The organism is Pseudomonas sp. RG1 (assembly GCF_025910115.1).
Taxonomy (GTDB): domain Bacteria; phylum Pseudomonadota; class Gammaproteobacteria; order Pseudomonadales; family Pseudomonadaceae; genus Aquipseudomonas; species Aquipseudomonas atacamensis.
Window position 1 is genome coordinate 106,952 of record NZ_JAPCIK010000046.1, and the last position, 14,810, is coordinate 121,761.

A 14,810-nucleotide genomic window follows, 5' to 3' on the forward strand; every position below is an offset into this window, starting at 1 on the left:
GGTTGCAATACATCGAGGCTGCAGGATATCTACTACATACGCAGGTCAAAGCTCCCGAGAATGTCTATGTCGCCGGCAACTGGATCATTAACAACCGCATGGAAAGACATCTTGTAATGATCAGCTTGCGTATCAAAATCGATAGTGAAATTACCGTCCCGGGTATGAGCTTTCTCGAATCCAAATCCTGATCGGGCTATATACGACATCAATACAACCGTTGGTCAGAACCTACATTCACTCCAGGAACCTAGTCAAATTCAGGCCGCCTTCGCGAGCAGGCTCGCTCCCACAGAAAATCAAAATCAAAAGATCGCAGCCTTCGGCAGCTCCACAATGAGCGCAAGATCGAGTACTGCCCATGCTCTTGATCCATACGTACCGGCAGGTAAGCGGGGCAGAACTTTCGGAAAGAATTCGGCGGCTGACTACATAAGGCGCTACCACTGATTTTCATTCGCCGCGACGGCGAAGGTATTCCGCGAAAAGAGGAACGGTGAAATCAAGGTAACCATGGTCGGTGCTGTAGATCATACCTTTGGAAATGATATTGGCCCGGGCCGGGCCCAGCGATGATTGATCACGCTCCATCACCTTGGCGATACCTGCCATAGGATAGGGCCCATCACCAAGGGCGGCCATCGCCATTACAAACTGGATCTCGGCTTTGGTAAGCCGGTCATACCGAACCTTGAAGAAGCCGGCATCGAGTCCGGCGATAGTCTCTGGATAAGCGCGTTCGACATCAGCGAGCGTGATCATGGGGCCGGCAGCAACATCCCATGAAGTTGAACCCCATTCCTGCAGAAAAAACGGATAGCCCTTCGTTCGCGCGACAATCGCTTGGAGGGCAGCGTCTTCGATCGTCTGCTCCTCCTCCTCGACGGGTTTTCGAACAGCAAGTTTTGCTGCTTCTTCGTCCAGCGCGCCTACAGGCGGGTAGAGGAAAAGTCGCTCTGCATAGGACTTCGCCTCACCAGCCAATTTGGCAACCTGTGGTAGTCCTGCCCCAACCAAAACCACAGGCAACCCGCGCTGGGCCATTCGATGCATCGCAACGATAAGTGCCGACAGATCGCCTTCCGAGAGGTACTGAACCTCGTCGATGAGCAGCACCCATCCCTTGCCAGCGGCTTTAGCGCCCTCGCCAATCACACCGAACAGGTCTGGAAGATCATGTTGCAGATCGCCGCTATCAGCCAGCCCAGGTTCAGCACCCTCAACGCCCACCTCAACGCCACCGATATCGATTTGGAATATCGAGGCAAAATTGCGCAGGGCGCTCATACCCCGGCTGGCAATTTGCTTTGCTCCTTCGAATCCCGAAAGTGAACGCATTACGCGTCGCAGTTCAGGGAAAAGAAGGGTGGAAAGTGTATTTTTCTCCGGAGCTTCGAGCTGGGAAACGAGCATCCCCTCTTGTCTGGCGATATTGCCGATCTCATTCAGGAGTACCGTCTTGCCCACTCCACGAAGGCCAAGGAGCATCAGCGACCGTGCAGGTTTGCCCCTCACTGCTCGGCCGCAGGAAATCCGAGCCATTTCGAGAACAGGGTCTCGGCCAGCAAGCTCCGGTGGTGGAAAACCAGCCCCGGGGGCGAACGGATTACGATAGGGATCCATCAAAACTCCATTTAATAGTTAAAGCTAACCAACACTAGCGTTTTTTGCTATTTATGCACAGACATTGTTAGATTCTAATAGGCACCCGTGCCCACCTGAAGGATCTCGCCACCGCCCAAAGGCCGCCAAGGTTAACAAGGTCAAAAACTTTGCAAACCTGAACACACACGCAGAAACACACCCGCCCCATTGAAACCACCCCACCCCTGCCCCATCTAAGACCCCATACCCCATTGCGCAGGTGCCCCATGACCGACCAGCAAGATCGCCCGGACAATCACGACGATTACGAAACCGACCACATCGAACACACCTCCTCCGGCACCGGCCTGGCACTGCCCGGGCAAAACCTGCCGGACAAGGTCTACATCATCCCGATCCACAACCGTCCGTTCTTCCCGGCTCAGGTCCTGCCGGTCATCGTCAATGAAGAGCCGTGGGCCGAAACCCTCGAACTGGTCAGCAAATCCGAACACCACTCCCTGGCCCTGTTCTTCATGGACACGCCCCAGGAAGACCCGCGCCATTTCGACACCGGCGCTCTCCCCGAATACGGCACGCTGGTCAAGGTTCACCACGCCAGCCGCGAAAACGGCAAACTGCAATTCGTCGCCCAGGGCCTGAGCCGTGTGCGCATCAAGACCTGGCTCAAACACCATCGCCCGCCGTACCTCGTCGAAGTCGAATACCCGCACCAGCCCACCGAGCCGACCGACGAGGTCAAGGCTTACGGCATGGCGCTGATCAACGCGATCAAGGAGCTGCTGCCGCTCAACCCGCTGTACAGCGAAGAACTGAAGAACTACCTCAACCGCTTCAGCCCCAACGATCCGTCGCCGCTAACCGACTTCGCCGCCGCGCTGACCTCCGCCACCGGCCCCGAGCTGCAAGAAGTGCTCGACTGCGTGCCGATGCTCAAGCGCATGGAAAAAGTCCTGCCGATGCTGCGCAAGGAAGTCGAAGTCGCGCGCCTGCAAAAAGAGATTTCCGCCGAAGTTAACCGCAAGATCGGCGAGCATCAGCGTGAGTTTTTCCTCAAGGAGCAACTCAAGGTCATTCAGCAGGAACTCGGCCTGACCAAGGACGACCGCAGCGCCGACCTCGAACAGTTCCAGCAACGCCTCGAAGGCAAAACCCTGCCGGCGCAGGTGCAGAAGCGCCTCGAGGAAGAAACCCACAAACTGTCGATCCTCGAAACCGGCTCGCCGGAATACGCGGTCACACGTAATTATCTGGACTGGGCAACATCGGTACCGTGGGGCGTGTACGGCGAGGACAAACTCGACCTCAAGCACGCACGCAAAATCCTCGACAAGCATCACGCCGGTCTGGACGACATCAAGGATCGCATCCTCGAATTCCTCGCCGTCGGTGCGTACAAAGGCGAAATCAGCGGCTCGATCGTGCTGCTGGTCGGCCCACCAGGCGTGGGTAAGACCAGCGTTGGCAAATCCATCGCCGAATCCCTCGGCCGGCCGTTCTACCGCTTCAGCGTCGGCGGCATGCGCGATGAAGCCGAGATCAAGGGCCACCGCCGCACCTACATCGGCGCGCAGCCGGGCAAACTGGTGCAGGCGTTGAAAGACGTCGAGGTGATGAACCCGGTGATCATGCTCGACGAGATCGACAAAATGGGCCAGAGCTACCAGGGCGACCCGGCCTCGGCGCTGCTGGAAACCCTCGATCCTGAGCAGAACGTTGAATTCCTCGACCACTACCTCGACCTGCGCATGGATCTGTCGAAGGTGCTGTTCGTCTGCACCGCCAACACCCTCGATTCGATCCCCGGCCCGTTGCTGGACCGGATGGAAGTGATTCGCCTGTCCGGCTACATCACCGAAGAAAAAGTCGCCATCGCCAAGCGTCACCTGTGGCCGAAACTGCTGGAAAAGGCCGGCGTATCAAAAGGCAGCCTGAGCATCAGCGACACCGCGCTCAAAGCCCTGATCGACGGCTATGCCCGTGAAGCCGGCGTGCGGCAGCTGGAAAAGCAGATGGGCAAACTGGTGCGCAAAGCGGTGATGAAGCTGATCGACGATCCGAAAGCGGTGATCAAACTCGGCCCGAAAGACCTCGAAGCCTCGCTGGGCCATCCTGTATTCCGCAATGAGCAAGTGCTGTCCGGCACCGGCGTGATTACCGGTCTGGCCTGGACCAGCATGGGCGGCGCGACCTTGCCGATCGAGGCCACGCGAATTCATACACTCAACCGCGGCTTCAAGCTCACTGGGCAACTCGGCGATGTGATGAAGGAATCGGCAGAGATCGCCTACAGCTACGTCAGCTCGCACCTCAAACAGTTTGGCGGTGATGCGAAGTTCTTCGACGAAGCCTTCGTCCACCTGCACGTGCCCGAAGGCGCAACGCCGAAGGACGGCCCGAGCGCCGGCGTGACCATGGCCAGCGCCCTGCTCTCCCTCGCACGTAATCAGCCACCGAAAAAAGGCGTGGCGATGACCGGCGAACTGACCCTGACCGGGCATGTACTGCCGATCGGCGGCGTGCGCGAGAAAGTGATCGCAGCGCGCCGGCAGAAGATTTTCGAACTGATTCTGCCGGAGCCGAACCGGGGTAACTTTGAGGAATTGCCGGATTATCTGAAGGAAGGGATTACCGTGCACTTTGCCAAGCGGTTTGCGGATGTGGCGAAGGTACTCTTCTGACGATCATGTAGTGCCTGATGTACCGCTATCGCTGGCAAGCCAGCTCCCACAATGTTCAATGTGCCCACAAATCTTGTGGTCAACCGAGAAACCTGTGGGAGCTGGCTTGCCAGCGATGGCTTCAGTGCTGCCAACAAGGAACTCCCTGACCGTCACACTTTGTCCCATCTTCAGTTATGCTCGCCGTTCGTCGTAACCGCCGGAGCTGCTGACCTTATGTCCCCCACTCGCCTGTTTCTCCCCCTCGCCCTTTCCTTGCTGGCGGCATGCGCCACGCAACCGAAACACAACGTGACCGTGGAAAAACAAAGCGAATGCCCCGTGCGGCTCAATGTCGGGCAAAACCTGATCATCAGCCTGCCAAGCAACCCGACCACCGGCTACCGCTGGGCGATTCAGGATTCGGCTGGCGGCGTGTTGCGCGCGCTCAGCCCGGAGGTTTACAGCAATCCGGAAGATGCCGGCGTGGTGGGCGCAGCGGGGGTTTCGACCTGGCGCTTCCAGGCCTTCGCGGCCGGCACCGGGCGTTTGCGCCTGACTTCGCAACAACCGTGGGCTCCGGAAGTGCTGCCAGTGGAAACCTTTGACTGCGCCATTTCGGTGAACTGACTGCGGGAAACGGCGCTGGCTTCTTCGCGAGCAGGCCCGCTCCCACAGGACACCACGATACCCTGTGGGAGCGAGCCTGCTCGCGAAAGCCATATCCCTGACGGCGAGAAATTACCCCCCTCTCGGTGCTTTATCAGACAACCCAAGCATCCCCGCGCCACTTTGGCTAAAATGCCGGCCTTTTCCACCGACACCGCCGGACGCCGCCGTGAGCAAAGAACCCGATCGCCTATTCGCCCAGCCTTTGGCCCAGGTGCCTGACTTCGCCTTCAATGAAGACGTGGTGCGGGTGTTCCCGGACATGATCAAGCGCTCGGTGCCGGGTTACCCGACCATCGTCGAAAACCTCGGCGTGCTCGCGGCGCAGTTCGCCCAGCCGAACAGCGTGCTCTACGACCTCGGCTCGTCGCTCGGCGCAGTCACTCAAGCCCTGCGCCGTCATGTGCGCACCGACGGTTGCCGGGTTATTGCTGTGGATAACTCGGCGGCGATGGTCGAGCGTTGCCGGGAATACCTCAACGGTCAGGATTCGATGTTTCAGGAATTGCTGCCAGTCGAGGTGATCGAGGGCGATATCCTCGCGCTGGAGTTTCAACCGGCCTCGGTGGTGGCGCTGAACTTCACCCTGCAATTCATCGCCCCGGACCAGCGCACCGCGTTGCTCTCGCGCATTCGCCAATCGTTGTTGCCCGGCGGCGCGCTGATTCTCTCGGAGAAGCTGCGCTTCAACGATGCCGAAGAGCACGCGCTGCTCACCGATCTGCACGTGGCGTTCAAACGCGCCAACGGCTACAGCGAACTGGAAATCGCCCAGAAGCGCAGCGCCATCGAAAACGTCATGAAGCCCGACAGCCTCGAAGAACACCGCAAACGCCTGCTGGCCGCCGGGTTCTCGAAAGTCGTGCCGTGGTTCCAGTGTCTTAACTTTGCCTCGTTGATTGCCTTGCCATGATTGATCTGTCCCCCCTCGCCCGCCGTCTGGCCGGTACACCGCTGGCCGAATGGGCCAACACCCTGCAAGCGCAACTCGACAAGAAAATGGACAAAGGCCACGGCGATCTGGAGCGCTGGCAAAGTGCGCTGGACGCCTTGCCGAAGATCCAGCCAAGCGAAATCGACCTGCTCAACGGCCTGAAACTCGACACCGACTGCGACGACGACACTCGCGCGCAGATGCGCACCGCGCTGATGGGCTTGTCGCCGTGGCGCAAGGGGCCGTTCGATCTTTTCGGTGTGCATGTCGACACCGAATGGCGCTCGGACTGGAAGTGGTCGCGGGTCTCCCCGCACCTCGACCTGAAGGGCAAACGCATTCTCGATGTCGGCTGCGGCAACGGCTACTACATGTGGCGCATGCTCGGCGCCGGTGCCGACAGCGTGATCGGTGTCGACCCGAACTGGCTGTTCTTCTGCCAGTTCCAGGCGGTGCAGCGTTACTTGTCCGAGCCGAATGCCTGGCACCTGCCGTTTCCGTTTGAAGACCTGCCGCCGAATCTGGAAGGCTTTGACACGGTTTTTTCCATGGGCGTCTTCTATCACCGTCGCTCGCCGATCGAGCATTTGCTGGCGCTGAAGGATTGCCTGGTCAAGGGTGGGGAACTGGTGCTGGAAACCCTGGTGGTCGAAGGCGACAAGCACCAAGTGCTGGTGCCGGAAGATCGCTACGCGCAGATGCGCAACGTGTGGTTTTTGCCGTCGGTGCCGGCGCTGGAATTGTGGCTGCGCAGAGCCGGGTTCAGCGATATTCGCTGTGTGGATGTCAGTACCACGACGGTGGAGGAACAGCGCGGGACGGAGTGGATGAAGTATCAGTCGCTGAGTGATTTTCTGGATCCTGAGGATCACAGCAAAACCATTGAAGGGCTGCCGGCGCCGATGCGGGCGGTTATCGTCGCCAGGAAGTAAGCGTATTTTCCCATGACCGCGGTGGGCCTACCCCCTCACCAGCCCTCTCCCCAGGGAGAGGGAGCTGATTATTGAGCTTTTCAAAACTTGCGTCCGACTCGGTATTTCAGGTCGGCGGATTTGGTCCATCCAACTCGGTCGGTCCCCTCTCCCTCTGGGAGAGGGTTAGGGTGAGGGGCTTTTGGTGCGTCTGGCGCGGAAAAACTCGGTCAGCACCGCACCACATTCTTCAGCCAGCACCCCGCCCTCATACAACACCCGGTGATTCAAAAAGCCCTGGGTAAAAAACTGTCCCTGACTCTGCACAATCCCGGCCTTGGGTTCCAGCGCGCCGTACACCACCCGCGCCACCCGCGAATGCACGATCAGCCCGGCGCACATGCTGCACGGTTCCAGCGTCACATACAGCGTGCTGCCCGGCAGGCGATAGTTATCCACTGCCTGCGCGGCGGCGCGGATCGCGACCATTTCCGCATGGGCGCTCGGGTCGCTGGTGCTGATCGGGCAATTGAAGCCGCGACCGATGACCACGCCATCCTGCACCAGCACCGCGCCCACCGGCACCTCACCGAGGGCGGCGCCCTGTGCGGCGAGGGTCAGGGCTTCGCGCATGAAGTCGCGGTCGCGGCTGCGGTCGATGATCGCCGCCGGGCGGATCTGGCGCATCACTTCACCTCGATCGCGGCCATCAGGCCGGTTTCCATGTGGTCGATGACATGGCAGTGGAACATCCACACCCCCGGGTTATCCGCCACCAGCGCCACTTGCGCACGCTCGTTCTTGCCCAGCAGATAGGTGTCGGTGAAATACGGAATGACTTTGTGCCGGTTCGACGCGATCACCTTGAAGCTCATGCCGTGCAGGTGGATCGGGTGCTGGTACTGGGTCATGTTCTTCAATTCGAAAATATAGCTCTGACCCAGTTTCAGGCTGGCAATCGGTCGGTCAGCACAGGTCTTGTCGGTGATGTCCCAGGCCTTGCCGTTGATCTGCCACAGGCTCGGCGGTTTGCCGTTTTCGGTGTTCACCGAGACCGAGCCGACCCATTCGAAATTGAAGTTGAGTTTCTCCGCATTGGCCAGATCCGGCTCGGCCACCGGGTTGGCCGGCAGGGCTTTCGGCCAATCCGTCGGCGCATCGGTGTTGGCGACTGAACGCAGCGTGCCAAGGCGCACCGGGCCGTTGCGCAGCGATAACTCTTCACCCGCCGCCGGGGCCTTGATCGCCAGGCAAATGCGCATGCCGGGGCCGAGCCAGTATTCCTTGCCCAATGGTCGTGGCTCGACAGGGTTGCCATCCAGCGCGTAGATCTTCGCTTCGACCCCAGGAATATTGATGCGATAGGTCAGGGTGTTATCGAGATTGAGCAAACGCACCCGGGTGATCTGCCCGGCCGGCAGATCAATCACCGGCAGCGGCACGCCATTGATCGTCGACAAGCGCCCAGCGGTACCGCCACGGGCCGCTTCGCGGGGGATGCTGAATTCGACGAACTGGCCTTGCTCGTCGATGTGCCAGTTCTTCAGGCTCAGGGTTTTCTCGTACTTGAAGCCGGTCGGCTCGCGTTCTTCGATGATCAGCGGCCCGACCAGCCCGCGCCCCAGTTCCTCGCTGCTGCTGACATGCGGGTGATACCAATAGCTGCCGGCGTCCGGCACGCGGAATTTGTAGTCGAAGTATTCGCCCGGCAATACCGGCAGTTGCGACACATAAGGCACGCCGTCCATTTCCAGCGGCAGGCGGATGCCGTGCCAGTGGATGGTGGTCGCCACCGGCAGGTGATTGATGAAACGCACCCGCAGCCATTCACCCTGGCGTACACGCAACTCGGTGCCCGGCGCCGACGGGCCGAACGCCCAGGCTTCGGTCTTGTGCCCCGGCACCAGCTCGACGTCGAGCGGCGCGGCGATCAGTTCATAGTCGTGGCCGGCCTCGGCGTCGGCCATCTTGCCCAGCCAGTAACGCGACGCGCCTCCCGCGCCCACGCCCACGACAACAAGACCGGCCAGGCCACCGAGGATTTGGCGACGGGTAAAGGACATGAACTCAACTACCTCACGTATCAGCGACAGACCCCGAGGGATCCGCAAAAAGGCGAATACGATACACCCGCAGTTGAGAAACAGTAAGGGCGACCTGCGGCCGCACGTCTTGTTCAGCCCTCTGCACGCAGCCCGGTGATCAGGTGCAGCACGCCGCCCTCAAGGCACATGACGCCCGACACACCGGCCATACTCAACGCCTGACGGTCGACCCGTACCTCGTCATGCAGCGCCACACGCACCCGGGTCAGCGCCAGCGGTTGCTGCGACTTGAGGTTATCCACACCGCCCAGCGCCGCGACGATCTCGGCGTTCAAGCCGGCAACCGCATCGGCGGTAATGTTTGCCTCGTCCGGTACCAGATCCGGCGTCAGTGCTTTCCAGAATGCCTGCTGCAATTTGTCGAACATGTTCAATTCTCCATAACCGGCGAGGCATCGACTTTCGCCCCATGAAACTGCTGCAAGGCTGCGCGCACGTCGGCGGCGCTTTCAAGGTTCGAGACCTGTTCGGCGATGATTCGGCAGTCGGCCATATTCACTTCGCGCACCGCCGACTTGATCGCCGGAATCAACGGCACGCTCACCGACAGCTCATCCACACCCAGCCCCAGCAGCAACGGCACAGCAAGGCGTTCAGACGCCATGGCGCCGCAGACGCCGACCCATTTGCCGTGGGCCTGCGCAGCCTTCACCGTCATCGCGATCAGGCGCAGCACCGAAGGGTGAAAGCTGTCCGCCTGACTGGCCAGACGCGGATGATCACGATCCATGGCCAGCGTGTATTGGGTGAGATCGTTGGTGCCGATGGAAAAGAAATCCACGTGCGGCGCCAGCACATCAGCCATCAGCGCAGCGGCAGGCACTTCGATCATGATTCCCAGCTTCGGCATGTGCGCCAGGCCCAACACCCGGGCTTCCTGCTCGAGAATCTGCCGCGCCAGACGCAGTTCGGCCAAATTCGTGACCATCGGCAACATGATGTGCAGACGCGTCAGTTCACAGCAGGCGAGGATTGCGCGGAACTGCTCGCGCAACAGTTGCGGTCGTTCAAGACACAGTCGAATGCCACGCAAACCGAGGAATGGATTGGTTTCGCTGTCCATCGGTACATAGGCCAGCGGTTTGTCGCCACCGACATCGAGGGTGCGTACCACCAGATTGTGTACCGGCCCGATGGTGCGCGCGATGGCGCTATAAGTGGCCACCTGTTCGTCATGGCTCGGAGCTTGCTGGCGGCCGAGGTAGAGAAACTCCGAACGCAGCAGCCCCACACCATTCGCGCCCAGCTCCATGGCCTGGGCGGTTTCTTCCTGCGAGGCAACGTTGGCGGTGACTTCGATGTGCTGACCGTCACGGGTGCAGGCCGCCTCGCTGGCCTGCGCCAGTTCCTGCTGATGACGCTGGCGCTGACGCTCATGCCGCGTGCGCAATTGATCGATGGACTCGGCGTCCGGGTGCAACTGCAATTCGCCTTTGTCGGCATCGAGCAGCACCCGCGTGCCGTTGCCGAGCCCGAGCATTTGCAATGGCATGCCACAGATCGCCGGCAAGCCACAGGCCCGCGCGAGGATCGCGACATGGCTGGTGGCGCCGCCGCCAACGGTGGCAAACCCAAGCACTTTGCGCGTATCGAGCCCGGCAGTTTGTGAAGGAGTCAGTTGATCGGCGATCAGAATGGTGTCATCGGGCAACTCCAGCGTCTGCTCGTGAACACCGAGGATCAGCTTCAGCACGCGCTGGCCGACATCATCCAGATCCGCCGCGCGTTCGGCCAACAAGGCATTGCCCAGCGAGCGAAACATCGCCGCCGTTGCATCGGTGCTGGTCTTCCAGGCAAACGCCGCGCTTTTGCCCGCGTCAATCAGCGCCCTGGCCTGATCCAGCAGGCTCGGGTCGGCCAGCAGTTCCTGATGCGCCTTGAAAATCTCCGCCTGCGCCTGGCCGCTGGCGGTGTCGCGCAGATGTTGCAGGGCCATGTCGGCTTCGATCAGGGCCTGGCTCAACGCCTCCCGTTCGCTTGGCGGCTCGGCGCCGAACTCGTTGACCGTGAGCGACGCTTCGACGATCTGCATGACTTGTCCCAACGCCGAACCGGGCGAGGCGCAGACACCGCGCAGGATGTTCGGCATTTCTGCTGCATCGACTTCGACCGGCGCGGGCGCTGTGACCGCTTCGCCGCAGCCTTCGCTCAGCAAGCGTGTCAGCGCATCGACGGCGGCTACGGCATCTTCACCTTCGGCGCTGACCTGCACGCTGTCGCCATGGGCCGTCTGCAACGCCATGATTGCCACCAGGGATTTGCCGTTGGCTTGCGCTTGCAACTTGTGCAGATGAATGGTCGCTGAAAATGCTTTGGCCGCTTGGGCAAATACTGCCGCCGGCCGCGCGTGCAGGCCATTGGGATTGGGCAGGTTGATCGGCTGCGAGAACACCGCGTCTCCCGGCATCGGCGCTGGATGTTCGCCGACGGCTGCGCCGACCACGACGTCCAGCACTGGCTGGCCCACCTCGACCAACCCGGTTGAGCCAACGAGTGAATCGAACGGCTCGCCGCTGACCACCAGCATCAAGGTCAACAAACTGCGCGCGTGCAGGGCAATATAATCAGCATCGAAGTCGATCAGCGCCTGCCCCGCTTCGACCCGCTGCCCCGCTTCAACGCGACGGGTGAATCCTTCGCCGGCGAGATTCACCGTGTCCAGGCCGATATGCATCAACACCTGAACACCCGCGTCACTGGTGATGGTGAGCGCGTGCCCGCTGGCCTGCACATCGCTGACCACACCGGCCATCGGTGCGCAGAGCGTTGACGAAGTCGGGTCGATGCACAAACCGTCGCCGATGATCCGCCCGGAAAACACCGGGTCGGGCACCTGGTCCAGCGCCATCAGCACGCCGGATAAAGGAGCCAGCAGCTGCAATTGTTGGGGTGTGGCCATGACATCACCTGAGCTTGTATTCATTGAATGAGCGGTCGCAGCCGCTTTGCTTATTTCCACCAGTATTCAACCTGCAAGCCGACATTGGCGCCGTGCCGTGCGTTGCCGAAGGCGCCCGTGTCGGACAGCGCCGAACCTTTGGCCAACAGGTTGGCGGCACGCTTGGCTGCCTGGTTCCAGCTGGCATAGGTGTAATACAGACGTACTTCGGGCCGCGCCCAGAATTCCGGGCCTTTCGGTGACCAGGTCGGCGCGAAGGTGAACTTGCTCAGCTTGCGCGTGCCGTCCGCCGCCTCGACCTGATCGTGCCCCAGTTCGGTCACCAGTTTGAACTGCTCGCTCAGTGCATAGGCCGGGCGCACACCGAGGGACAGCCAGTTCTGGTCGGCGCCGCCCTGACGAATATCTTTCTGATACACCGCCTGGAATTGTCCGCCAAAACGTGGCGTCAGTTGCCAGTCGAAGAACTCGACGATGCGATAGCTCTTGTTGCGGTCATCAAGCCTGACGTTACCGGTATAGCCCAATCCGGTGCCCGGCCCTTCGCCGTATTGCAGCGCCAGTTTGTTCTTGCCACCGAAAAAGTCCTGCTGCACATGCTGGGTGGTGATCGCCCAGCCACGGTGGGCATCGCGGCTGTCGGGCTTGTCGATGTAACTCAGGCCGAACTCCAGTTCACCGCCCGGGTTACTGTTGAAACCGCCGACGTTGAAGTCGTGGCGGTTGATGTAATCCTTTTGGTAAAGGTTGTCCTTGCGCGAAAAGGCGTAGCTGTATTTCAGGCCGCCGAGCAACACGTCTTCAATGCCTGCCCCGGTGGCGCTCTGGTTCCAGTAATAGAAATCGGAAATATGGATGTCGTTACGTTTGTAGTAACGCCGCCCTGCCCACAGCGAGCCGCCGTTGAGCGCGGGCATCGCCGACCATTGCGCATACGCCTGCGGCAAACGAATCGAGCCGTTGTCTTCCTTGAACGTCAGGCTGCGGTCATAGCGGTTATACAGCGAGGCCATGCCGTCGACGCTCAGGACCGAGCCGTCGTCGAGGGTGTACAGATCCTGGCGCAGCTCGAGCTCACCGTACTGCTCGCACTCGTTACCGAGGCGATATTTGGTCTGCGCGCCGGGCAACTGGAAACACGACTGGCTGCTGCTGTTGACCGATGTACCGACCCCGCTACGCAGATAGCCGCCGAACTCCAGCGCATGTGATGACGTAGGCATTGCCAGACAAATCCCCGCGATTGCCAGACTGTAATTTATGGTTGCTCTCATATATGCCACCCGTTGTTTTTATTGTGTGGTTGCAGGAATTCAGCGCGCACAAATCCCCCGCGCAGCGTTCTGCGTGTTTTTTCAAAGGTTGTTATTCAGTTAAAAATCAGGGGTCGGTCAGGTGCAGCACGAAGGATTCGTAAGGTTGCAACTGCAGCAAACGCGAGCGTTGCGGGCAGTCCGGGTAGTTGCTGATCAACAGGCGCTGCTCCTGGGCTTCGTCGAGCAGCGCCGGTAGCTCGACCTCACAGGCAGTGCCATAGAAGTTGTTCACCACTAACAAGCGTTCTCCCGTCCCCTCGCGCAGGTACGCCCAGACCTGTGGATGCTCCGGCAACAACTGCCGATAGATGCCATCGGAGATCAACGCTTCAGTGCGGCGTAAAGCGATCAGGCGCCGATAGTGATGCAGCACCGATTCCGGGTCGTGCAGTTGATGCGCGACATTGATCTGTGCGGCATTGGCCGACACACCAATCCATGGTTCGCTGCGCGTGAAGCCGGCGTTGTGCCCGGCGTGCCAGTGCATCGGCGTGCGCCCGTTGTCGCGGGATTTCTGCATGATCGCCGCCATGTTGTCGAGGTCGCTGGTGCCGGCTTCACGCTTGAGGCGAAAGATATTCAGGGTTTCGACGTCACGGTATTGCTCGATGCTCTCGAACCCCGGATTGGTCATTCCCAATTCTTCGCCCTGATAAACGAAGGGCGTGCCCTGCAGAAAGTGCAGCGCGGTAGCAAGCATCTTCGCCGACAGCTCGCGGTATTCGCCGTCATTGCCGAAGCGCGAGACCACGCGCGGCTGATCGTGATTACACCAGAACAGCGCATTCCAGCCACCGCCCGCCTGCATGCCGGTCTGCCAGTCGGAGAGAATCTGCTTGAGCTGGAGGAAGTCGAAATCGGCGCGGACCCACTTCTGCAGGTTCGGGTAATCGACTTTCAAGTGATGAAAGTTGAAGGTCATCGACAATTCTTTCGACTGCGGATTGGAGTAGCGGATGCAGTGTTCGAGGCGGGTCGAGGACATCTCGCCGACGTTGATCAGCTCATGCCCTTCGAAGACTTCGCGGTGCATTTGCTGCAAGTACGCATGCACGTTAGGCCCATCGGTGTAGAAGCGCCGACCGTCGCTGTCGTCCTCGGGGAAGTCCGCCGGTTTCGAGATCAGATTGATCACGTCCAGACGAAAGCCACCGACACCCTTGTCGCGCCAGAAACGCATCATCTTGAACACTTCGTCGCGGACCTTGGGGTTGTCCCAATTGAGGTCGGCCTGGGTGTGGTCGAACAGGTGCAGATAGTACTGGCCGGTCTGCGCTTCGTACTCCCAGGCCGAACCGCCGAACTTGGATTCCCAGTTGTTCGGCTGGTCGCGCCAGATGTAGAAGTCACGGTAAGGGTTGTCGAGGCTGCTGCGGGCCTGCTGGAACCAGACGTGCTCGATCGAGGTGTGGTTGACCACGATGTCGAGCATCAGCTTGATCCCGCGTTTGCCCGCTTCGGCGATCAGCAGTTCACAGTCGGCCATGCTGCCGTAGCTCGGATCGACCGCGTAGTAGTCGCTGATGTCGTAGCCGTTATCGCGCTGCGGCGAGCGCAGGAACGGCGTGATCCACAGGTAATCGACTCCCAGCCATTGCAGATAATCGAGCTTGGCGACGATGCCGAGCAGATCGCCAGTGGCGTTGCCCGCATGGCTGTGGAAGCTCTTCGGGTAAATCTGGTAGATCACCGAACGTTGCCAGTCTTGCAT

At 60.2% G+C, this 14,810-nt stretch carries 11 protein-coding genes; 4 read left to right on the forward strand and 7 right to left on the reverse strand.

Features of this window, described 5'->3' with window-relative positions; translation table 11 throughout:
• Nucleotides 1–453: 453 nt before the first annotated feature.
• A complete protein-coding gene (locus OK411_RS22640; RefSeq protein WP_136492766.1) occupies nt 454–1,623 on the reverse strand; it encodes an ATP-binding protein in 1,170 nt (389 codons plus the stop codon).
• 248 nt (nt 1,624–1,871) lie between these two features.
• Here OK411_RS22640 and lon point away from each other — a divergent pair, with 248 nt between their 5' ends.
• The 4 genes from lon to cmoB all read left to right on the forward strand — a co-directional run bounded on the left by lon (nt 1,872) and on the right by cmoB (nt 6,800).
• The gene (lon, locus tag OK411_RS22645) at nt 1,872–4,286 is read left to right on the forward strand and encodes an endopeptidase La (RefSeq protein WP_024014191.1); all 2,415 of its coding nucleotides are present in this window, start codon (nt 1,872–1,874) and stop codon (nt 4,284–4,286) included.
• Nucleotides 4,287–4,502: 216 nt separating this feature from the next.
• Nucleotides 4,503–4,895, forward strand: coding sequence for a protease inhibitor I42 family protein (locus OK411_RS22650; RefSeq protein WP_024014192.1), 393 nt, complete (start codon nt 4,503–4,505; stop codon nt 4,893–4,895).
• 208 nt (nt 4,896–5,103) lie between these two features.
• Complete coding sequence (gene cmoA, locus OK411_RS22655; RefSeq protein ID WP_264365724.1) at nt 5,104–5,847, forward strand: carboxy-S-adenosyl-L-methionine synthase CmoA; 744 nt, start codon at nt 5,104–5,106, stop codon at nt 5,845–5,847.
• Nucleotides 5,844–6,800, forward strand: a complete 957-nt coding sequence (gene cmoB, locus OK411_RS22660) for a tRNA 5-methoxyuridine(34)/uridine 5-oxyacetic acid(34) synthase CmoB (protein WP_110603679.1) — start codon at nt 5,844–5,846, stop codon at nt 6,798–6,800. The genes cmoA and cmoB overlap by 4 nt, the downstream gene beginning before the upstream one ends.
• Before the next feature lie 165 nt (nt 6,801–6,965).
• Here cmoB and tadA read toward each other — a convergent pair whose 3' ends face one another.
• The 6 genes from tadA to treC all read right to left on the reverse strand — a co-directional run bounded on the left by tadA (nt 6,966) and on the right by treC (nt 14,810).
• Complete coding sequence (gene tadA, locus OK411_RS22665; RefSeq protein WP_137214089.1) at nt 6,966–7,466, reverse strand: tRNA adenosine(34) deaminase TadA; 501 nt, start codon at nt 7,464–7,466, stop codon at nt 6,966–6,968.
• Nucleotides 7,466–8,842 carry a multicopper oxidase family protein gene (locus tag OK411_RS22670; protein ID WP_024014196.1) on the reverse strand — a complete coding sequence of 459 codons (1,377 nt, stop codon included), beginning with the start codon at nt 8,840–8,842 and terminating at the stop codon, nt 7,466–7,468. The genes tadA and OK411_RS22670 overlap by 1 nt, the downstream gene beginning before the upstream one ends.
• A gap of 113 nt (nt 8,843–8,955) precedes the next feature.
• Nucleotides 8,956–9,252 carry a PTS transporter subunit EIIB gene (locus OK411_RS22675; protein WP_264365725.1) on the reverse strand — a complete coding sequence of 99 codons (297 nt, stop codon included), beginning with the start codon at nt 9,250–9,252 and terminating at the stop codon, nt 8,956–8,958.
• 2 nt (nt 9,253–9,254) lie between these two features.
• On the reverse strand, nt 9,255–11,783 hold the full coding sequence (gene ptsP, locus OK411_RS22680) for a phosphoenolpyruvate--protein phosphotransferase (protein ID WP_264365726.1): 2,529 nt from the start codon (nt 11,781–11,783) through the stop codon (nt 9,255–9,257).
• A 50-nt stretch (nt 11,784–11,833) separates the two neighbouring features.
• On the reverse strand, nt 11,834–13,057 hold the full coding sequence (locus OK411_RS22685; RefSeq protein WP_122611855.1) for a maltoporin: 1,224 nt from the start codon (nt 13,055–13,057) through the stop codon (nt 11,834–11,836).
• A 106-nt stretch (nt 13,058–13,163) separates the two neighbouring features.
• Entirely contained in the window at nt 13,164–14,810 is a 1,647-nt protein-coding gene (treC, locus tag OK411_RS22690; protein ID WP_264365727.1) for an alpha,alpha-phosphotrehalase, read from the reverse strand.

Bases quoted from the DNA above. Each gene is read 5' to 3' on its own strand.
- OK411_RS22640 (WP_136492766.1), bottom strand. From the start codon at position 1,623: ATGGATCCCTATCGTAATCCGTTCGCCCCCGGGGCTGGTTTTCCACCA.
- lon (WP_024014191.1), top strand. From the start codon at position 1,872: ATGACCGACCAGCAAGATCGCCCGGACAATCACGACGATTACGAAACC.
- OK411_RS22650 (WP_024014192.1), top strand. From the start codon at position 4,503: ATGTCCCCCACTCGCCTGTTTCTCCCCCTCGCCCTTTCCTTGCTGGCG.
- cmoB (WP_110603679.1), top strand. From the start codon at position 5,844: ATGATTGATCTGTCCCCCCTCGCCCGCCGTCTGGCCGGTACACCGCTG.
- tadA (WP_137214089.1), bottom strand. From the start codon at position 7,466: ATGCGCCAGATCCGCCCGGCGGCGATCATCGACCGCAGCCGCGACCGC.
- OK411_RS22670 (WP_024014196.1), bottom strand. From the start codon at position 8,842: ATGTCCTTTACCCGTCGCCAAATCCTCGGTGGCCTGGCCGGTCTTGTT.
- OK411_RS22675 (WP_264365725.1), bottom strand. From the start codon at position 9,252: ATGTTCGACAAATTGCAGCAGGCATTCTGGAAAGCACTGACGCCGGAT.
- ptsP (WP_264365726.1), bottom strand. From the start codon at position 11,783: ATGGCCACACCCCAACAATTGCAGCTGCTGGCTCCTTTATCCGGCGTG.
- OK411_RS22685 (WP_122611855.1), bottom strand. From the start codon at position 13,057: ATGAGAGCAACCATAAATTACAGTCTGGCAATCGCGGGGATTTGTCTG.
- treC (WP_264365727.1), bottom strand. From the start codon at position 14,810: ATGCAAGACTGGCAACGTTCGGTGATCTACCAGATTTACCCGAAGAGC.